Annotated in this window: 16 protein-coding genes; 7 read left to right on the forward strand and 9 right to left on the reverse strand. The window is 58.0% G+C overall.

Translation table 11 applies throughout. The features are described from left to right. Positions 1 to 57: 57 nt before the first annotated feature. The 3 genes from AC5S26_RS22795 to AC5S26_RS22805 all read left to right on the forward strand — a co-directional run bounded on the left by AC5S26_RS22795 (position 58) and on the right by AC5S26_RS22805 (position 4,807). A complete protein-coding gene (locus AC5S26_RS22795; protein ID WP_494187252.1) occupies positions 58 to 1,362 on the forward strand; it encodes an enolase C-terminal domain-like protein in 1,305 nt (434 codons plus the stop codon). Continuing rightward, positions 1,359 to 2,237, forward strand: a complete 879-nt coding sequence (locus AC5S26_RS22800) for a fumarylacetoacetate hydrolase family protein (RefSeq protein WP_494187253.1) — start codon at positions 1,359 to 1,361, stop codon at positions 2,235 to 2,237. Before AC5S26_RS22795 ends, AC5S26_RS22800 begins: the two co-directional genes overlap by 4 nt. Positions 2,238 to 2,347: 110 nt before the next feature. Further along, positions 2,348 to 4,807: an Ig-like domain repeat protein gene (locus AC5S26_RS22805; protein ID WP_494187254.1), complete on the forward strand. Its 2,460-nt coding sequence runs from the start codon at positions 2,348 to 2,350 to the stop codon at positions 4,805 to 4,807. Here AC5S26_RS22805 and AC5S26_RS22810 read toward each other — a convergent pair. The 8 genes from AC5S26_RS22810 to AC5S26_RS22845 all read right to left on the reverse strand — a co-directional run bounded on the left by AC5S26_RS22810 (position 4,804) and on the right by AC5S26_RS22845 (position 11,736). Next, positions 4,804 to 5,532: a ZIP family metal transporter gene (locus AC5S26_RS22810; RefSeq protein WP_494187255.1), complete on the reverse strand. Its 729-nt coding sequence runs from the start codon at positions 5,530 to 5,532 to the stop codon at positions 4,804 to 4,806. The two genes, AC5S26_RS22805 and AC5S26_RS22810, sit on opposite strands and share 4 nt — an antisense overlap. 92 nt (positions 5,533 to 5,624) lie before the next feature. Then, positions 5,625 to 6,104 (reverse strand): DUF4149 domain-containing protein, encoded by a 480-nt coding sequence (locus AC5S26_RS22815; RefSeq protein ID WP_494187256.1) that lies wholly within the window; start codon positions 6,102 to 6,104, stop codon positions 5,625 to 5,627. 38 nt (positions 6,105 to 6,142) lie between these two features. Next, on the reverse strand, positions 6,143 to 6,991 hold the full coding sequence (locus AC5S26_RS22820) for a zinc metalloprotease HtpX (protein ID WP_494187257.1): 849 nt from the start codon (positions 6,989 to 6,991) through the stop codon (positions 6,143 to 6,145). Between the two features lies 1 nt (position 6,992). Next, entirely contained in the window at positions 6,993 to 8,345 is a 1,353-nt protein-coding gene (locus AC5S26_RS22825) for a carboxypeptidase regulatory-like domain-containing protein (protein WP_494187258.1), read from the reverse strand. Between the two features lie 40 nt (positions 8,346 to 8,385). Then, positions 8,386 to 8,679: a hypothetical protein gene (locus tag AC5S26_RS22830; protein WP_494187259.1), complete on the reverse strand. Its 294-nt coding sequence runs from the start codon at positions 8,677 to 8,679 to the stop codon at positions 8,386 to 8,388. After that, positions 8,679 to 9,167 (reverse strand): cytochrome c-type biogenesis protein, encoded by a 489-nt coding sequence (locus AC5S26_RS22835; RefSeq protein ID WP_494187260.1) that lies wholly within the window; start codon positions 9,165 to 9,167, stop codon positions 8,679 to 8,681. The genes AC5S26_RS22830 and AC5S26_RS22835 overlap by 1 nt, the downstream gene beginning before the upstream one ends. After that, a complete protein-coding gene (locus AC5S26_RS22840; RefSeq protein WP_494187261.1) occupies positions 9,160 to 11,241 on the reverse strand; it encodes a heme lyase CcmF/NrfE family subunit in 2,082 nt (693 codons plus the stop codon). The genes AC5S26_RS22835 and AC5S26_RS22840 overlap by 8 nt, the downstream gene beginning before the upstream one ends. A gap of 78 nt (positions 11,242 to 11,319) precedes the next feature. Next, the gene (locus tag AC5S26_RS22845; protein ID WP_494187262.1) at positions 11,320 to 11,736 is read right to left on the reverse strand and encodes a response regulator; all 417 of its coding nucleotides are present in this window, start codon (positions 11,734 to 11,736) and stop codon (positions 11,320 to 11,322) included. Positions 11,737 to 12,127: 391 nt separating this feature from the next. Here AC5S26_RS22845 and AC5S26_RS22850 point away from each other — a divergent pair, with 391 nt between their 5' ends. From AC5S26_RS22850 to AC5S26_RS22860, 3 genes are all read left to right on the forward strand, one after another. Then, complete coding sequence (locus AC5S26_RS22850; protein ID WP_494187263.1) at positions 12,128 to 13,975, forward strand: sodium:solute symporter family protein; 1,848 nt, start codon at positions 12,128 to 12,130, stop codon at positions 13,973 to 13,975. 40 nt (positions 13,976 to 14,015) lie between these two features. Further along, positions 14,016 to 14,270 carry a hypothetical protein gene (locus AC5S26_RS22855; protein WP_494187264.1) on the forward strand — a complete coding sequence of 85 codons (255 nt, stop codon included), beginning with the start codon at positions 14,016 to 14,018 and terminating at the stop codon, positions 14,268 to 14,270. Positions 14,271 to 14,366: 96 nt separating this feature from the next. Continuing rightward, complete coding sequence (locus AC5S26_RS22860) at positions 14,367 to 16,853, forward strand: protein kinase domain-containing protein (RefSeq protein WP_494187265.1); 2,487 nt, start codon at positions 14,367 to 14,369, stop codon at positions 16,851 to 16,853. Positions 16,854 to 16,968: 115 nt separating this feature from the next. Here AC5S26_RS22860 and AC5S26_RS22865 read toward each other — a convergent pair whose 3' ends face one another. Continuing rightward, entirely contained in the window at positions 16,969 to 17,895 is a 927-nt protein-coding gene (locus AC5S26_RS22865) for a hypothetical protein (RefSeq protein WP_494187266.1), read from the reverse strand. A 239-nt stretch (positions 17,896 to 18,134) separates the two neighbouring features. Between AC5S26_RS22865 and eno the strand changes: the two genes are divergently transcribed. Beyond that, a complete protein-coding gene (gene eno, locus AC5S26_RS22870) occupies positions 18,135 to 19,550 on the forward strand; it encodes a phosphopyruvate hydratase (protein WP_494187267.1) in 1,416 nt (471 codons plus the stop codon). Positions 19,551 to 19,759: the final 209 nt, after the last annotated feature.

Raw genomic sequence — 19,759 nt, forward strand, 5'->3', positions numbered from 1 at the left:
ACCTATAGCTTGTTAGACCTGAACTCCTTATCTTTAGAAGAAGGGAAAGCCTGAGCCTTGAACGAGATTTTGATTACCGGTGTTCGTGTTATCGATCTGCGCTTCCCAACCTCGCGCGAGCACATCGGCTCTGATGCTGTTAATAAAGATCCCGATTATTCCGCGGCGTACTGCATCCTTGAAACCAACGCAGGACTTGCCGGTCATGGTCTTACCTTTACGCTGGGGAGAGGCACGGACCTCGTTGTTCAGGCGGTGACCTATCTTTCCCGCTACGTTGTCAATCGCTCCTTGAGCTCGATTACAGATGATCTCTGCGCCTTCTCGCGCCAACTCACCGAAGATACGCAGTTCCGTTGGCTGGGCCCGGAAAAGGGAGTCATTCATCTCGCGACCGGCGCTCTTATTAACGCGGTATGGGATCTGTATGCGCGCGTAGAAAAGAAGCCTCTGTGGCAGCTTCTCGCCGATTTAGAACCATGTCAGGTGCTCAAAGCCGTTGACTTCCGCTATATCGACGACGCCCTCACACCCGCTGAAGCCAGGGAAATCCTGGAAAAGGCTCGCAGTGGAAAAGACGAACGCCTTGCGTTTCTGAAAGAAAAAGGCTATCCGGCCTACACCACCTCAGTCGGATGGTTTGGCTACTCCGAAGAAAAGATTCGCCGCCTCTGCCATGAGGCGCTTGCCGAAGGCTGGACGCACTTCAAGCTTAAGGTTGGCGGCGACCCTGCCGAGGACCTTCGTCGTGGCCGCATCGTTCGGGAAGAGATCGGATGGAGCAATAAGCTGATGGTGGATGCCAATCAGAAATGGGGCGTGCTCGAGGCCATCGATCGTACCAGCCAGCTCGCCGAGCTCAAGCCCTGGTGGATGGAAGAGCCGACCAACCCCGACGATATTCTTGGTCATGCCCGCATTCGGCGCGAAGTCCCGGACGTCCGCATCGCCACAGGCGAGCACTGCCACAACCGGGTTATGTTCAAGCAGTTTCTTCAGGCCCAGGCGCTCGACGTAGTACAACTGGATAGCTGCCGTGTCGGTGGGGTTAACGAGAACATCGCTATACTTTTGTTGGCGGCAAAGTTCAACGTTCCCGTCTGCCCGCACGCTGGCGGCGTTGGGCTTTGCGAGTACGTCCAGCATCTCTCGATGTTCGATCTCCTATCTGTCTCCACGAAGATTGAGAATCGGGTCATCGAGTTTGTCGATCATCTGCACGAACACTTTGTAACGCCGGTCCACATCCGTGACGGTCACTATCAGGTACCTACCGAACCGGGATACAGTATTGAGATTCGCGAAGAATCTCTCAACCGCTTTGCTTATCCGCAGGGCGAGGCATGGAGCGCGAAGGCATGAAGTTTGTTACGTTCTCTGGCAAGACATCGTCCACGCAAAATCCATCGGCAATCCTCAGCCGCGATGTTCCCACTCCCGGCGTGTTGATTGGCGATGAGGTTGTCGATTTGACTGGGCTTGCCTATCCCAGTGTTCTCGCAATTATTGAAGGTGGCAGTCTTGCCCTCTCCGAGGTCATAGCTAAGCTCGACAAGGCTCCGCGGGTCGCCCTGTCCGAAGTTACTCTGCATGCCCCCATCCGTCCTCCTCGCGTCTTTGGCGTCGGACTGAACTACGCCAGCCATGCCGCCGAATCGAAGATGGCAGTTCAGAAGGTGCCAACTGTCTTTATGAAGCTGTCAAGTTCTGTCGTGGGCCCGGATACCCCCGTCATTCTTCCAAAGATCAGCACCCAACCCGATTATGAGGCTGAGCTTGGCGTCGTCATCGGCAAGTCCGGCTACCAGATTTCCGCCTCCGACTGGCAGCAGTACGTCTACGGATACACCATTGTCAACGACGTCAGCGCGCGCGATATTCAGCTTGCGACCTCGCAGTGGACGCTGGGAAAATCGTTTCCGACCTTTACGCCAATTGGCCCATCTGTCGTTACGGCAGATGAGGTCGCCGATCCCCATGCTCTTGATATCTCGCTAACGATCGATGGCGAGACGTTGCAGTCGGCGAATACGCGCGACCTCATCTTCAAGATTCCCGCGCTCATCGAGTACATCTCCAGCACCACGATGCTTGAAGCCGGCGACGTCATCAGCACGGGGACCCCCGAGGGAGTTGGTCTTGGACGGACGCCGCAGCGTTGGCTTAAGCCCGGCGAGGAAATGGTGATCACGATCGAAAAACTGGGAAGCCTTCGAAACCGAACTGTGGCTGAATAAATTTCCGCCGTCGTGTATCTCCCTCCGAGATACACGACGACGGAGCCCATATAACGCCCAAAGGGGATATGAGTCTCAGGCAGTCTCGTGTAACCTCGGCGTGACTACCCATGGGTTCGCTGAGCATCCTCTTCCCGCATCGTCGCCTGAAAGCCTGCCTCCAGATATCGCTCTGGTTGATGCTGCTGGTGCCGGTTGTCGTGGAAGCCCAGACCCTTGCCACTAAGGTTCCGATTCTGCTTCCTTCGTCGATAGCCTTCGACTCGAAGGGGAACCTCTATATCGCGGAGACGGCCAATCACGTTATTCGGAAGGTCGACACTACCGGTCACATCACAACCGTGGTGGGAACAGGAACTCAGGGCTACGACGGCGATAACTCCCTGGCCACTTCAGCGCTGTTGGACTCTCCACAGGGTCTCGCGGTTGACACGAGCAGCCTCTACATCGCCGATACTCACAACCACCGCATCCGGAAGGTTGATCTAGCCAGCGGAACCATCATCACGATCGCCGGAAGTTCTGTGTCCGGCTCGGCAGGTGACAATGGTCCTGCTGCTGCTGCGACACTCGATAGGCCGGTTTCCGTCGCACTCGACGGCGGGGGTAATCTCTTCTTTGCAGATGCCGGAAGCCATCGCATCCGTCGCATCGACGCCAATACCCTTGTGATTACAACCGTTGCGGGCGCGGGGACCCAGGGATACGACCGCGATAACATCAACGCCCTATCCGCCCCGCTGGATTCCCCGCAGGGCATCGCCTTGGACGAGGAGGGAAATCTCTACCTTGCCGACACGCACAATCATCGGATCCGCCGCATCGATGCTTCGACAGGCGTTATCACCACCATCGCGGGCACCGGCGCATTTGGATTTTCGGGGGACTCTGCATCTTCCGATGCAGCGAGACTTGCACTCCCGCAAGGTCTCTCGATCGACCCCCAGGGGAACATCTATCTCGCAGATACCGCGAACCACCGTGTTCGACGCATCGATAGTGGAAGCGGAGTCATCACCACCATCGCGGGGGATGGCACGCAGGGGTTCGCCGGAACCGGAGAACTACCGACAGCCGCCTCTCTGAGCAGCCCGCGTTCTGTATCTCTTTCAGCGTCGGGCCTCGTCACCATCGTAGATACCGGGAACCAGAGAGTCCGCCAGATCTCCCGAGATTCAATCCAGACGATTGCAGGTCTGGGGTCCACGATTCCCGCAAGTCTATCTCTCTCTGGCGATGGAGTTGTTTCCTATGGATCTGGTCAGGTTATAGCGACTCTCGAATCTGCGACGGAAGCCTCAGGTGAGATCACTTTCTTCGACCAGTATGCAGGAGCGTCCAACAGCATCGGTGTACTGCCGCTCGCTTCGAACGCTGCCATATTGGACGCGTCTAACCTTTCGGCAGGCGTGCACACAATCACAGCATCCTACAGCGGCGATTCTTCTCACGGCGGTGCCCAAAGCTTGACGTTTTCGCTCACGGTGACTCCACTTCCCCTTACAGCCGTCGTTGCACCCGCCTCAATCAGCTATGGAGAAACCGTCCCAGTGATGGCGGGCAGCCTCGAAGGAGTTCTCGCCCGGGATCGATCCACTGTAGCGGCAACTTACTCGACCGACCTTCCGATACGCCCCACCGTCGGGGTCTATCCTGTGGCTGTAACGCTCACGGGCTTGGCGGCAGGGAACTACACACTTGCAACAGTTCCAACTTTGACGATCACGAAGGCCGCTACCATCACGACGCTTGCGTTGACCACCGGATCTCTCGTGTCCGCCACCAGTGTCGACGCGAACCAGCCTCTACTGCTGAGCGTTCACGTGGCCAGCAAGACCACAGGAATTCCAGCAGGAACCATCATTCTTGCCGATGGTGGAACCTTGATCGCTGCCGGCAGCGCGACATCGTCGGGCGATTTCACCTTTGCCACATCGGCTCTCACCGCTGGTCCTCATAGTGTCACCGCGGCATATTCTGGCGATACAAATTTTCTGTCCAGCAGCTCACCCTCGACGCTGTTCACCGTGACCTCACCACAGTCCGGCCCAGCGGATTTCACCCTTGCTCCGAGCAGTGCGACGACGCAGACGATCGTTTCGGGAAGCTCGGCCAACTTCTCCTTTGTCGTCAATACGCAGGGTACCCTCTCAAGTCCCGTAACTCTTTCCGCGTCGGGACTACCAAATCTTGGAACTGCCTCCTTCAATCCCGGCAGCATTCCACCCGGAACGGCCTCCGGAGCGTTCACGATGACCATTGCAACGCCAAAGACGGCGCAATTGGAACGCCTAAGGAATCCGATAGCCTTTGCGCTCTTACTTCTGCCTCTTTCCAAGTTCTTTGCCCGGGCTTCCAGAAGCTCTCTCTCGCGGATGCTTGCCGTTCTTCTACTCTCTGCTCCGTTGTTGTTCTCTACGGGCTGCGGCGACCGGATTCGTGCGGGAGCAGACACCGCGACGCCGGTGAAATCCTACACAATCACTGTTACCGGAACAGCTCTTAACAATGAGGGAACGCCTCTTCAACACACAGCCGTCGTAACTCTTGTGCTTCAGGCAGCGAGTTAGGCGGGAGCGAGGAGCTTCAGCAGAAAGAAGATTGCGACGCCCGCGAAGAAGACCAGGGCCATCCGAATGCCCGGCTCACGATTCACCTCTGGCACCAGGTCGGTCGCAGCTACATAGATGGTCACACCCGCTGACAGCGGTAAGCCAGCTTCCACCCATACTGGTTTTAGATTGATGACGAGCACTCCGACCACCGTCATCGCCCCCAGGATCATCGCGGAGTTCAGGGCCGCCCGCTTTCCCCGTCCGCTTGCCAGCATGACGCTGGCGACAGTGAAGCCCTCGGGCAGCTTATGTAAAAACACAGCGATGAAGATGATCCAACCCAGCCAGTGGGAAAGTACAAAGCCCGATCCAATCGCGATGCCGTCAAAGAAGGTATGTGCGGCAAGTCCCAGCAACACCGAGTAACTCGTCTTCGCCGAGAGAAACTCATGATGATGGGTCTCTTCGCCAAAGTGAAAGTGGGGGACCAGCGTGTGCTCAAGCAGATGAACGCCGCAATAACCGGCCAGAATCAGGATAGGAGCCCACCGGGGATTAAGTGACAGCCCCTCCGGCACCATCTCCAGGACTGCGGCGGCAAGCATAAAGCCTGCTCCGAGAGCGACAAAGTAACGCAGAGCGCGCGCAGAAGGGGAACGCCGTACGAGCAACACCCCGCCGAGATAGTCCGCAAGCCCTGCCGCTGCTCCCAGGGTTAGGCTCAACCAAAGCGATGACATCGTCTATCCGTTCCGGGCGGGACAAGCCTCTCCGCCGCCTTCCATGGGACAGCGTTCGAGACCAAAGTCTCGCATCGCGATGAGTCCAAGGTTCATATCCTATTGATTTTACCCGTCTCGGGCCACTGCGACTCACGCGCCAGCACAAGGATTACCCCGATCCCACAGAATAGAACCAGGCCCTCGAGCCGCTCAGACCATGCGTGAAGGCGTTCAAAGTCGACTCGCGATGGCGAAGAGATGTCCGCTGTCTCGATCGCGCCGCCAGCCTGAACCCTATCCCGTTCCATCGAAGGAAGTATCTGGAACTGGGAATACGCCGTGACCGCAAGCATGACGATAGCCAGGACCATCTCAAGGGCGAAGCCGACCCGTGCAGGCACTTCGGCACGAAACCACAACGTCGCCGTGGCAAGGCAGAAGAGGGTGCCGCCGATCAGGCCAATCCAATGCAGAATGTTAAGGGTGCCGCCAACGACCAGCCCCGCATCATGCGCGCTGGGCAGACGGCCAAAGGCCACCGGCGCCACCACAAACGCGAAGAAAGCCAGTCCGCCAACCCAGGCTGTCATCGTCAATAATCGCAAGGCCCGAAGAACTCTTTCGAACACTAGACCAGATCCCTCCCAATAAGGCGCTGTATCCGATCCTTGATCGGAGGGTGCGTGGAGAAAAGATTGCCGAATCCCCCGCTTCCCAGCAGTGGAGCCACAATAAACAAATGCGCGGTCGTTGGTGAAGCCTGCATCGGAATCCTTCGCGAATAGTTATCCAGCTTCTGCAGAGCGCGCGCCAGCGCATAAGGATTCCCCGTCTCTTTTGCTCCCGTGGCGTCTGCTTCGTACTCTCGCGACCGAGAGATCGCAAGCTGAATCAACGTTGCCGCGATCGGAGCCAGAATAATCATCAACAGGCCGGTCATACCTCCGCCTCCGCGATCCCGGTCGTCTCGCCCGCCCCCAAACAACGAGGCCCAGAAGCCCATGCGAGCCACCATCGTGATGGCGCCAGCCAGGGTCGCCGCAATGGAACTGGTGAGGATATCCCGGTTCTTCACATGTCCCAACTCGTGCGCCAGAACCCCTTCGAGCTCCTCGTCGTCCAGGAGATTCAGGATGCCATGGGTTACCGCAACCGAGGCATGCTTCGGATTTCGTCCCGTGGCGAATGCATTTGGGCTCTCGCTCGGAATGACGTAAACCTTCGGCATCGGCAGCCCCTGCTTCGCCGCCATCCGTTCTACAACGTTATAAACTCGCGGCAACTCTTCTCGTGTGGCGGGTTGCGCCCGATACATGGAAAGGGCCAGCTTGTCTGAAAAGAAATAAGTGCCGAAGTTGAACACGACTGACAGAATAAAGGCCAGCACCATCCCGTTCCGGCCGCCGAAGTGAGCTCCAATGAAGATCAGAAACACGGTCAGCAACACCAGCAGGAGTGTCGACTTGAAGGTATTCATCTCAGCCTCGCAGAGGGTTTGCCTCTGTCGGTTTAGATGCAACCGGGCCCGGTTCTCTCCGTTGCAGCGCCCGCTTCAACACGACTTCGAGCGCCGCCTTTTGTTCAGCATACTCCGCCTCGCCCAATCGACCTTCCAGCCTATCCGTCTCCAGGGCGAACAGCTCTTCCTTCATGCTTGCCAGAAGCGCACTTGGACCTGCCGGAACCGCCGGGCCAGAAGCTGTAACTGGAACTGAATGCGTGACCGCTGCTCCATTCGCTCCCTGCGGATTGTTCTTCAGCATGAAGCCAGCGCCAGCCGCCATCGCCAGTCCTAGGCCGCCGAGAATCCACCACTTGTACTTCGACCAGGGATCGTTGGTCCCTTCCGGATCGAGCGGGGTACCGAGCCCTCCGCCGGGTCGGGTATCGGCTGCAGCCGAGCCGCCTGCGCCCTGCGGTTGCGCGCCTTCAGGGCCGGCCTGCCCACCATTTCCAGGGGTTGCCGCGCTGTCACGCGGGAGCTGCCCCGTGCCTGTGACTGTAAATTCCAACGCTTGTGAAGGAGAGACGTTACGCGCCACATAGGTCTGCGCTGTCGTCTCCTCGGTCACCGGCGTATAGGCGGCGGACGCGCCCGCCTTGAAGCCCATGCTCTTCGGCATCATGATGGCAATTGTGTCCGTTGCCATCATCGGCCTGGGATTCAGCTTCAGGCTGCCATCGTAGGGAAGCTTGTACGTGATCTGAAAGCGGGTCTCCCCGGGTCGAATCGGAAAGATAAAGGTGTAGTGATTCGCATCGCTCAGAGGTGTCGGCGAAGCCTGCACCGGCATTCCTCCCGGAGCCAAGGCTGCCGAGCCTTCCACAACTGCGCCGGCCGGAAGATAAAACTCGAAAGGACGGTCGCCGAACTGGGTCTTCGGTGGCGTCGAATCGTTCTTCACGAAGAAGTTCTCTGTGATGCGCAGCGATTTGCCACTCTCATCCGTCTGGATGCGCATTACATCGGCCTCGCTGCTTACGCCTGCAACCTTCGCGGCCGCGTCGTACACATCGACGTCCACGGACTGCGTTCCAGGAGGCGCTGGCCGAAAGTAGTTCGCCTTATCGTGTGTCACACGGATCAAGTGCATGCCCGGATCGGGAAGCTCGAGCGTAAAGTTTCCCTTCGCATCGGTCTTGGTGCGGGTGGACTCCTGCATCCCCTGGGCCAGGCGGATCAGCACGACATCATCGCCTGCTGCAGGTTTGTTGTTGGTCTTATTGGTTACGGTGCCGGTGATGGACTCGGCGAAGGCGAAACCGGAGAAAGCTGCGGCCACGGCGGCAATCGCCGTCAGGCGTCGAAGGCTGGAAGATGAGCAGATCACACATCAAGTCTACGTCAAACAAGGAACATCGCGGTTGCCGCTAAGCGTGGCTGCCGCGAGCGCCCATGCCCCTCTGCTCCAGGGCATCCATCTCCGCAATCACCTGCGCGGCCTCATCCTCGAGAGCAGTGCGCTGCTCCGCGTAGTCCTGCTCCGGATACTTGCCGGCCATGTACTCAAAGTTCAGATCGCGCAGATTCTCGTAGATTACGTCCTTGCGCTCGAGGAGATAATCGACACGAGTCTTGTCGGCCTGGAAAAACGGATTCTTTTCCGGCCAGAAGATGAACGCGAACAGCACAAGGGCGAGGACAACTCCAGCAATAGCTCCCATCAGTACTCCGTCTCCCGCCGAATGCGAGCTCGCAGTGCGTCGTCTCCGGCGGTAAGGTCAGCAGGCAGCCCCGCTGCGATGGAACGCGTCGCCGTCCGCTTCCGCCACATCGCAATCAGAACGCCAGTGCCCGCCGTAGCGAACACAAACATCGCCATAGGAGCAATCCACGCAGCGTTATCGAAGCCTCCCCGGATCGGAGCGGCCAACACCGTTGGCCCGTACTTCGCTGCAAACCAGTTCAGAATGGCAGTGTCCCCACCCCCCGAGCCGACCTGCTGCCGAAGCTCTCCGATCATACGGTCCGAGTCCGGGCAGCCCACGTGATTGCACTCCAGCAGAATCTGTCCGCAGCCGCAGACGCACATCATCTCGTGGCCCAGCCTGCCGAAGCGCGTGCTCGAATCCGCCGCACCCAACATCACGATGGCGAGCAGGCATACAGCAGCGCTCTGCCACCATCGCCGGACAGGCAAATACCTAAGCATGGTTCACCTCAACCTCGCGCACAGGAGAGGGAACAGTGACTCTTGCCTGTGCCGGAACCCGGGTCATATTGGGAACAAGTGCTAGGAAGGTTCCCATCACTACAATCAGCACACCGATCCAGATCCAGTTCATCAGCGGATTGATGAATACCTTGATGATCGGCTTGCCGGTGTCGGGGTTCTTACCTTCATAGATGACATAGAGATCTTCAGTCAGCGTCGAGCGCAGCGCGACCATGGTCGAGGTCGTCTGGCTCGCGTTATAGAAGCGGCGCTCAGGAGCGAGCTGTGTGATCTTCTTCGACCCCTTGAAGACGTCCAGCAGGGCATACTCTGTGTCGTAGTTCCGATTGGAATCCTGCGTAAAGCTCTGGCACACCAGCCGGTACCGTCCTATGCTCATGGAATCGCCAAAGCCCATCTCCTGCTCACGTGCCTGGTTGAACGCTCCGCCGGCAATGCCGATAAACATCACCACGATGCCGAAGTGAACGATATAGCCGCCGTAGCGCCGCGTGTTCCGCCGCACCAGCAGGATCGTTGACGCCGCAAGGTTCTTTCCCGTCTGTGTGCTGACGACACCGGCTCCACGCAGAAACTCCGCGCCGATCGCTGTAATCACACCAGCAGCTAGCGTGAACGTAATCAGAGAGAAGAGCTCCGCCTGCATATCGTCGCCGGCGCTCCAGGGCCGTACGCCGGAGGCGATCACGACCACAAAGGCCACCGCCATGGCAATCGAAGGCAACACGAAGTTCCGCCGGATCGATCGCAGTGAGGTCGACCGCCACGCCAGCAAAGGGCCGATGCCAGTCAGGAAGAGCAAGAAAAGCCCGATCGGGAGGTTCACGCGGTTGTAGAAGGGAGCACCTACCGTAACCTTCGATCCCTGGACATATTCACTGAGAACAGGGAAGAGCGTCCCCCACAGCACAGTAAAGCAGGCAGTCAGCAGAATAAGGTTATTGAATAGAAAACTTGATTCGCGGCTGACAATCGATTCCAGCCGGTTCTCGCTCTTGAGATGATCCTTCTGCTTGAAAAACGTAAACAGGCAAACGGCAAAGACGATAAGGATGAACCCGTAAAACCAGTCGCCGATAGAAGACTGCGCGAAGGCATGCACACTGCTTACAATTCCCGAGCGGGTCAGCAGGGTGCCGAGGATCGTCAGCAGAAACGTCGAGAAGATCAACCAGACGTTCCATGTCTTCATCATCCCGCGTTTCTCCTGCATCATCACTGAGTGCAGAAAGGCCGTGCCTGTGAGCCACGGCATCAAGCTGGCATTTTCGACCGGATCCCAACCCCAGTAGCCGCCCCATCCCAGCACGCTGTAAGCCCAGTGCGCTCCCAGGAAGATGCCGCAGGTCAGGAAGAGCCAGGTCACCATCGTCCATCTGCGTGTGATGTGGATCCACTTCTCGCCCGGATACCGCATCATCAGCGCGCCCAATGCGAAGGCGAACGGAACGGAGAATCCCACATATCCGAGATACAGCATCGGCGGATGAATCACCATCTCCGGGTATTGCAGCAGGGGATTGAGTCCGAATCCGTCCAGTGCCACCGGTCCCGGCTGAATCGCGAAAGGGGGTGCGGCAAAGTTCAGAAGCAGCAGAAAGAAGACCTGCACCCCGGCAAGGATCGTCGATGCAAACGCCGAGAGCCGCACATCCACTTTGTGGCGAATACGAAGCACAAATCCATAGGCGCTCAGCAGCCACGCCCAAAGCAGGAGCGATCCTTCCTGCCCGCTCCAAAGTGCCGAAAACTTATAGGCAGTGCTCAGGTCGCGGTTGGTGTGGTGGAGGATGTAGCTGACCGAGTAGTCGTTGGTGAAGGCTGCCCATACCAGCGCAAAAGCAGCAGAAGTCAATGCGAAGAAGCTGGCAATTCCTGCCCGGCGGGCGGTCTCGCCCAATCGCCCTGCTCCACTGCCACCGGCGACAATGCCTGATTCCGATCGGGACCGCCATAGGGCGACGGCGCCCATAACCAACGTATATGCACTCAGCGCAAGGGCCAGGAGCAGGGCAAAGCTCCCGAACTCAGGCATGGGATGGGTTCGCATGAATTCCTCTCCCTATTCTCTCAAGGGGTTGCCAATCAAGCAATGAAAGGGAGAGGATACGGCGTTTATCGCGCAGGGCTACACGGGAGCCGGGGCAACAAACGGCTCCGTTGGGACGTCCGCCTCTGAAACTCCAATCATCCCCTGGACGCACTCCAGGAGGCGCTCCGGTTGCAGCGGCTTTACACGGAATTCCACGTTCAGCCCCTCATATTCCTCGATGGCGTCTTCAAGACCACTGATGACGAGCACAGGAATCTGTGGCCGGAGGTTGCGAATCTCCCGCACAAAGGTATTTCCAGCCATGCCAGGCATGATGTGATCGGTGATAACGAGATCGATCTCCGTCATGAAATCGCCTTTGCGAAGCTGCTCGAGAACGCGAGTAGGGTTCAGGGCGGCTATCACAAAGTAATCATTGCGTTTCAAAACCGCTTGACGCACCGCAGCTTGAATCGCGTTATCGTCTACAAGAAGAATCGTCTTAGTTTGCATTTACAACTCCAGGGAGAAACTCTGCAGGCGTGCATCGGATCACACTCTCCCCAATAGATAAAATTTGAAAACGGAGAAAATGATCCGTAAAAGGAAAACCTATGACCTAGTTCATACTTGTAAGAAAACTCATCCCGCTTTATTGGCGTGTCTAAAACAAAGCAAATATGAAGCGGCTTATTGTAAATCGATGCGGAGTGTGGCATACGGGTTTTCCGCCTCCATCAGTAAAATCGGTTTTCCTGGCAAATGTTTGCAACCAATCTCAGAAAATGGCCTTCCCCGCCTACACAGCTCTCGAATTCAAGCGGTGTTCGTCCGCTAGACGCGCACAGCTAAACGATTTACAGTTGCCGCAAGCAACAAAGCCTCTGCAATCAAAAGGGAAGCCGTGACCTTGTCCATCATCGACTGGCTGATTATGCTGGTCTACTTCGTATTCGTTCTCGGTATCGGGTTCGCCCTCAAGCGCTACATGCGTACCTCGAACGACTTCTTCCTGGCCGGCCGTTCCATCCCCGCCTGGGTCTGCGGCCTGGCCTTCATCTCGGCGAACCTGGGCGCGCAGGAGGTCATCGGCATGGGGGCCTCCGGCGCTAAATATGGCATCAACACCAGTCACTTCTACTGGATCGGCGCCATCCCCGCCATGATTTTTGTAGGCATCTTCATGATGCCGTTCTATTACGGATCAAAGGCCCGTTCCGTCCCCGAATACCTCCGCATGCGTTTCGACGAGAAGACCCGCGCCGTCAACGCCTTCTCCTTCGCCATCATGACCGTGCTCTCCTCCGGCATCTCGATGTATGCGATGGCGCTGCTGATCCAGACCCTGGGGCTCTTTCGCGGGATCATCCCAGAGCACTACATCTTCCACGTCTCCGTCTTCCTGTCGGCCATCATCGTCCTCGCCTACATCTTTCTCGGCGGACTCACCAGCGCCATCTACAACGAAGTGCTGCAGTTTTTCCTCATCGTCGCCGGATTTGCTCCGCTGGTCTGGATCGGCTTGCGCAATGTGGGTGGATGGCAGGGAATCAAACACACGCTTCCGGCCTCCATGACCCACTCCTGGCGTGGCATGGCCCACGCCAATACCAACACCCTCGGCGTGGAGTGGATCGGCCTCTCCATGGGCCTTGGCTTCGTGCTCAGTTTTGGGTATTGGTGCACCGACTTCCTCGTCATTCAGCGCGCCATGGCAGCGGATTCTGAAGTCTCTGCCCGCCGCGTCCCCCTTATTGCCGCGATACCCAAGATGTTCTTTCCCTTCCTGGTCATCCTTCCGGGACTGATCGCTGTCAGCATAAGCTCAAAGGTCGTAACGCCTGAACAGAAAGTTCTCTATGGGGCCCAGAGCGCAGGTGTCCGTGCGACTGCACCGTCTGCGGCAGCGGCATCTTCCACTAACACGAGCACGGCTCTCGACGACTCTCATCCCCACGGTATCGTTCCGCAGAAGACCAATCCCCTTACCGGCCAGCCTGTGCTCGACAGCAAGGGTGAGCCCGTCTACAACTATGACCTCGCAATTCCTGTGCTGCTGTTGCACTACTTCCCGACAGGAATCCTTGGCCTCGGACTCACCGCTCTGCTTGCCAGCTTCATGTCCGGCATGGCCGGAAATGTGACCGCCTTCAATACCGTCTGGACGTACGACATCTATCAGGCCTACATCAACAAGAAGGCAACCGACGCACATTACCTCTGGATGGGCCGCACGGCCACCGTCGGAGGTATCCTGCTCTCCATTGCTGCCGCTTACGCCGCGACCAGCTTCAACAACATCATGGACGCGCTGCAGCTGGTCTTCTCTTTCGTCAACGCGCCTCTCTTCGCAACCTTCCTGCTGGGCATGTTCTGGAAGCGCACCACCGGCCACGCCGCCTTTACCGGCTTGCTCTCCGGTACTGCCGCTGCGCTTTTGCATCACGGCCTGACCATCCCTGCCGACACTGCGCCGGGAATTCATGGTGGGTGGATCACCATCGTTCACCACTATCCGAGCGATATGGCGCAGAACTTCTGGACTGCAATCTTTGCCTTCTCGGTCAACCTCGTCGTGACGATTGCGGTGAGCCTCATCACCAAGCCACGCGAAGACCAGGAGCTGGTGGGCCTCGTTTACTCCCTCACGCCCAAACCGGTCGACCACCACCTGAACTGGTATCAGAAACCTTCCACACTGGCTTTTGCCGTTCTCGCGATGCTCATCGTTCTAAACCTGGTCTTCGCATAACCGTGAAAACAGCTGTATCTTCCTAGCAGGAGCAAGCACCATGGGACTCGACATCCGCCTTCCTCTCGGCCTTATCTTTCTGGTCCTCGGCGGCATTATGACTGTTTATGGATTCTTCACCCGCCATTCAGCCATCTATGGACGCTCGCTCGATGTGAACCTTAATCTCGGCTGGGGCCTCATCCTGTTTCTCTTCGGCCTGGTGATGTACCTCGTAGGCCGTCGTCAGAAATGGCAGGACGATCCCGTCAATCCTCGTCCTTGGGAGCGCAAGGAATCTGCTCCCCGTCCTTGAATCTCTGGTGTCCTGATCCGGGAAGCCATACAGATATCGAACGCGTAATTCTCGTGTTCTTATCTTTCCCACGCATCTGCTTGCAATAATGGAAGTATGAAGCGGCGCATCATCCGGCAGTACGAGCTTATCCGCAAGATTGGCGCAGGCGGCAGCGGAGTCGTGTTTCTTGCCAACGATACTCTCCTGCAACGCCCTGTCGTCATCAAGCTGCTCAAACGAGGCATTCTCACCATCGAGCAGATGCGCGCCACCCAGCTCCGTGAGGCCCGTCTTGCCTCTGCCATCGATCACCCCAACGTCTGCGCCATCTACGACGTTGGCGAAGCCCCGGCCGAATCGGGCAGCGCCGAAGAGGCGTACATCGTCATGCAGTTCATCCCCGGCAAATCGCTCGACAAGATCATCGCCGAGGGAGCCTCCAGCATTCAACTCGTTCTCTCCGCGGGAATCCAGATCGCCGATGGACTCTCTGCCGCCCATTCGCTGGGCATCTTTCATCGCGACCTCAAACCAGCCAACGTGATGCTCACCGATGGTGGTCTGATCAAGATTCTCGACTTCGGTCTCGCACGCCGCCTCTCGCTCGACAAGACCGACTTCGACCCCTCCGGCCCCTCCGACCCTCAGTCGCTCCCTCCTCTCGGTGCCACTTACACGGCGCGCGGGGGGACCATCGCCTATATGGCGCCGGAGCAGTTCGTCACCGGCCAGTCTTCTGTTCAATCGGATCTCTTCGCCCTCGGCCTCATCCTCTACGAGCTCGCCACAGGGCGTCATCCCTTCCATCGCCCCGATGCGCCCGACTTTCAGACCATCCGCGCCACTCAGTTCGCCGATCCGCCCCCGCTGCGCGAGATCAACCCCACGCTTCCGATCGAGCTCGAGAGTGTCATCCTGCGTTGCCTCGAAAAGCAGCCTGCGGCGCGCTTTGCCTCTGCGGCCGATATCCGCGAATCGCTTAAGACGGTCATGCGCTCCATGCAGCTCGACACCGTACTGATGCCCGGCGGAGAGTCCCTGTCCCTCCACTCGCAGGGGCATCGGGCCCTCGAATCCCCCGAGGAAGAGAAGCGAACCACCGGCATTCTCTCCATGCTTGCCGAACGCTTCCGGGAATCGGGTTCCTCCTCCAGCAACAAAGAGACCAACAGCATCGTCGTGCTTCCATTCATCAACTACGGGCCAGTCGATGTCGCTCCCCTTTACGGTCATGCTTTGTCGGATGCGATTGGCACACGTCTCGCCCGCGTAACCTCGCTGGTCGTTCGACCCTCCAGTGCGCTTACTTCCATCCCCACCCAGCAACTCGATCCCCTCAGCATCGGCAAAAAGCTGTTGGTCGATTTCGTGCTCGCGGGAAACTTTCTCCGCTCGGAAAAGGGCTTCGACCTCAACTGGCAGCTCCTCGATGTCTCACGTCAGAGCGTGCGGGCAGGCGGGTCTATCAACGTTGCCTCCTTCGACCTCGTCAGTGTCCAGACCGAGATCTGCAACGAGGTCTTCAGCACGCTTCAGGGAGTCGGTGGTCTCAGTGGTTCGCAGGAAGGCTACCGCGCACCCTCGCTCTCCGAAGACCTCTCCGAGGAGTATCTCCAGGCCCGCGCCTTGCTCTCCTCCTTCATGACCCGTACCGGCAGCCGAGACGACCTCGATCGAGCTCGGGAGCTCTTCGACTCCGTCATCCGGAGCAACGAAAGCTATGCTCCTGCCTGGTCCGGCCTCGGCATCACGCACCTGCAATACACGCGTCACGGACTCGGAGGGCAGATGCACCTCCTGGAGGCCCGCCGCGCCTTCGATCGCGCTCTGCAACTCGACCCCGGATCCGTCGAAGCCAATCTCTATCGCGTTTACATGCTGCTCTCGCGCGGCGAAAAGGAGTCTGCCCGGCACGGTATCGAGCATCTCCTTCACACAGCCGGTAACGACTGGAACGTCCGCATGGTGGCCGGCATCACGCTTCGGCTCGACGGCATGTACGAAGAGGCGCTCGAGCAGTTCAACGCCTCTCTGCAAATGAACCCATCCAATGCTGCGATGATCTACAACCATCGCGCGCGCGTCTACCAGTATCAGAACCAGCTTGAGCTTGCCGCCGACGAGATCGAAAAGGGGCTGACCCTTGAGCCCCGTCAACCGCTTCTGCGCATCTCTCGTGGCTATCAGCAGATGCGTACAGGCGATCTTCCCGCTGCGATCGAGACCCTGGAAACTGTCATTCGTGACGAAAAGTCCCTGCGAATCGTCTTTCCTACGATCGCGTTGTGCTACGTGCAACTCGGCGACCGCGAAAAGGCCGCAACCTTCATCATCGATGAGACCCTGGCCGCCGCCGAAGCCGACAGTGAGATGGCCTATCGCCTGGCCACTTACTTCGCCGTCGACGGCGACGAGAGCGAAGCCCTCCACTGGCTGCGCCGAGCCATCTATCTCGGAAACGAGAACTATCCCTGGTTCTCCAAAAACCCAGCCTGGAAGCGTCTATCCGGCCACGCGGACTTCGAACGCATCCTCGAAGACCTCAAGAAAAGCTACCGCCGCAATCAGAAGAACTGGAAACGACTGTTGGCTCAGGTCTAACGCAGACGATCCATTGCAGATGTTCACGCAAGCTGACTAATAAGTCGTCATTAAGAAATCCTGCAAAAAAATAGAGCGAGCCGAAGCTCGCTCTATTTTCAAATCTCAACAACCGTTACTCGGTAGCGGCTCGTAGCGCAGGACCAGCCCCAGTGCTCATCGTCGAACCTTGAGCCATAGCCGACTTCAGCATCAAGGGCGTCGTAAGGCTGAACACCAACCGTGAGTCCTTGTCGAGCGTCGCCTGTCGTTCCTGCTTGAGCCACATCACCGTGCTTGCGCCGGCGCCAACTCCCGCTCCAACTACGGCTCCTACGCCGCCGCCAATCAACGCTCCGGCAACAGCTCCACCACCAGTCGCCAGCGCCGAGACCGCCAGGGTCTCCTTCACCCGGTCACGTCGCTTCAGCGTGCCTTCGCGATCGATGTTGAAGTTCCCAAGAGTCGTATCGATCAATTGAGCGTGAATGGGATACACAGTTCCGTCAGGCAAAGTCACATTCTCAGGCTCCAGGTGCAGTGAGGCTGCGCCCGAGATGCGACGGCCGGCATGGACCGCCGTCACATGTCCCTCAAGAATCGACCCGATCGGAATAATCACGCGCCCATGATTGGTAATCGACTCCATCACCTCGGCGGTGAACTTCGTGCCTGGCTCTGTTGTGGCGGTCGAGAGTCGCTCACGCATCCGCACTCGAAGCAAGGTGCCTTCATTAATCTCACCCTCGCGTTCGGGCACGCTGGTCACGATCTGTGCGTCGATATCCTCTGCGGGAACCGCGGTCGCCTTTGCCGCGGCGGCATCTTTATTGGGGACATAGGGGCCATAGGTTTCCTCGGCCGCCTCTGGTTTTGCCGCCGAAGGCTTTGCCGGTGTCAACGCGTGCCGAGGCGTCTCGGTCTTGGGGGAAGCCGCTGCCTCTCCATTATCCGCATCAATTGTCACGGCATCGGGGTTCGAAACCCCGGTTCGTCCGTTTTGTGCCGCCAGCGGAAGCGCCGCTACAACAAGGACGGCTGCAGGAATCATCCAAATCTTCATGGGCTAACATCCTTCCGGTCATGGCTCGGCATCTCGCACAAGCCTTCCATAACTGAGTTTAAGGCTTCGAACTGAGCTATCGCCAAAATCCCGGAGAGGGAATCGACCCTGCTACTACATCCCTGAACACCCGGCGGACGCCGAAAAACACATTCATGCGTCGTCCATGCGAGCCGTCAAGGCCCTTTGCTAAAATTCAACAGGTGACGTTCCCAGACACAAAGCCAGGCGCAAAGATCGTGGAGACAATCGGTTTAGCAGGCGGTCATCGCATTCCCGTAGACCGTCGTCCGAAGCTCAACGAGCGTCTCGTCCATCGCATCATCCCCCAAACTTTCGATTTACCCAACGACAGGAGCAACATGACTGAGATCGTCTCGATTCACGCGCGCGAAATTCTCGACTCCCGCGGCAACCCCACCGTTGAAGCCGACGTCGTCCTCGATGGCGGAGCACGAGGTCGCGCCGCCGTCCCCAGCGGAGCCTCCACCGGCGAGCACGAGGCCGTCGAGCTGCGTGATGGCGACAAGGAGCACTACCTCGGCAAGGGCGTTCTTCAGGCCGTCGAAAACGTTGAATCGATCCTCGCCCCCGAGCTTACCGGCATGGATGCCTCCAACCAGCGCCTCATCGACGCGACCATGATCGCCATCGACGGAACGGAAAACAAATCCAAACTCGGCGCCAATGCCATCCTGGCCGTATCCATGGCCGCTGCCCGCGCGTCCGCCGAAGCCCTTAAGCTTCCTCTCTACCGCTATCTCGGCGGTGTCAACGCCTGCATCCTTCCCACGCCCATGATGAACATCATCAATGGAGGTTCTCACGCCGACTCCAACGTCGATTTTCAGGAGTTTATGGTTATGCCCGTTGGCGCTGAGACCTTCTCCGATGCGCTCCGATGGGGAACCGAGACCTTCCATACCCTCAAAAGCGTCCTCAAAAAGAAGGGATACAACACCGCCGTCGGCGACGAAGGCGGCTTCGCTCCGAATCTCAAGTCCAACGAAGAAGCCGTAGACCTTATCCTCGAAGCCATCCAGCTTGCCGGATATCAGCCCGGCGAAGACATCGCCATCGCACTCGATCCTGCCTCCAGCGAGTTTTACAACAAGGAGAGCGGAAAATATGTCTTCAAGAAATCCGACAAGCGCGAGCTCTCCTCCGCCGAGATGGCCGCCTTCTGGCAGGACTGGACCCAGCGTTATCCCATCATCTCCATCGAAGACGGCTTGGCCGAAGACGACTGGGAGGGCTGGCAGTTCCTTACCGAAGCCATCGGCGACAAGGTTCAGCTTGTAGGCGACGATCTCTTCGTCACCAACACCAAGCGCCTGCAGCAGGGGATTGAGCAAAAGATTGCAAACTCCATCCTGATCAAGGTCAACCAGATCGGTACCATCTCCGAGACGCTCGATGCCATCGAGCTCGCCCGGCGCTATGGTTATACCTCCATCATCAGCCATCGCTCCGGCGAGACGGAAGACGTCTTCATCGCCGATCTCGCTGTCGGCACGGGTGCCGGCCAGATCAAGACCGGATCTGCCTCCCGTACCGATCGCATCGCTAAATACAACCAGCTCCTTCGCATCGAAGAAGAGCTCGGCCAGGCTGCGGAGTTCCTCGGCATCGAGTCCGTCAACTTCGGCGAATAACGCCCTCCTAACCTCCATGCGCTGGTGCCTTCCGGCATCGGCGCATTGGTTTTTAACGAATCCTTCCAATTCAAAAATAGGAGATACTGTTTCTGGTTTCACTTGCTCGCTGCCTGCCAGGGCCATACGGCGATTCCGTAGCATCGGTCATCCTATCCAAATGAAGTTTTCATAAGTTTCTGTAACCGATTGGAATAACCTGCGGTCAA

The organism is Edaphobacter sp. FHG110511_03, assembly GCF_059115365.1.

What these genes read in the sequence shown, in the direction of transcription:
- AC5S26_RS22820 (WP_494187257.1), bottom strand. Translation starts at nt 6,991, where the DNA reads ATGAATACCTTCAAGTCGACACTCCTGCTGGTGTTGCTGACCGTGTTT.
- AC5S26_RS22805 (WP_494187254.1), top strand. Translation starts at nt 2,348, where the DNA reads ATGGGTTCGCTGAGCATCCTCTTCCCGCATCGTCGCCTGAAAGCCTGC.
- AC5S26_RS22815 (WP_494187256.1), bottom strand. Translation starts at nt 6,104, where the DNA reads ATGACAGCCTGGGTTGGCGGACTGGCTTTCTTCGCGTTTGTGGTGGCG.
- AC5S26_RS22845 (WP_494187262.1), bottom strand. Translation starts at nt 11,736, where the DNA reads ATGCAAACTAAGACGATTCTTCTTGTAGACGATAACGCGATTCAAGCT.
- AC5S26_RS22810 (WP_494187255.1), bottom strand. Translation starts at nt 5,532, where the DNA reads ATGTCATCGCTTTGGTTGAGCCTAACCCTGGGAGCAGCGGCAGGGCTT.
- AC5S26_RS22855 (WP_494187264.1), top strand. Translation starts at nt 14,016, where the DNA reads ATGGGACTCGACATCCGCCTTCCTCTCGGCCTTATCTTTCTGGTCCTC.
- AC5S26_RS22800 (WP_494187253.1), top strand. Translation starts at nt 1,359, where the DNA reads ATGAAGTTTGTTACGTTCTCTGGCAAGACATCGTCCACGCAAAATCCA.
- AC5S26_RS22865 (WP_494187266.1), bottom strand. Translation starts at nt 17,895, where the DNA reads ATGAAGATTTGGATGATTCCTGCAGCCGTCCTTGTTGTAGCGGCGCTT.
- AC5S26_RS22835 (WP_494187260.1), bottom strand. Translation starts at nt 9,167, where the DNA reads ATGCTTAGGTATTTGCCTGTCCGGCGATGGTGGCAGAGCGCTGCTGTA.
- AC5S26_RS22840 (WP_494187261.1), bottom strand. Translation starts at nt 11,241, where the DNA reads ATGCGAACCCATCCCATGCCTGAGTTCGGGAGCTTTGCCCTGCTCCTG.
- AC5S26_RS22830 (WP_494187259.1), bottom strand. Translation starts at nt 8,679, where the DNA reads ATGGGAGCTATTGCTGGAGTTGTCCTCGCCCTTGTGCTGTTCGCGTTC.
- AC5S26_RS22860 (WP_494187265.1), top strand. Translation starts at nt 14,367, where the DNA reads ATGAAGCGGCGCATCATCCGGCAGTACGAGCTTATCCGCAAGATTGGC.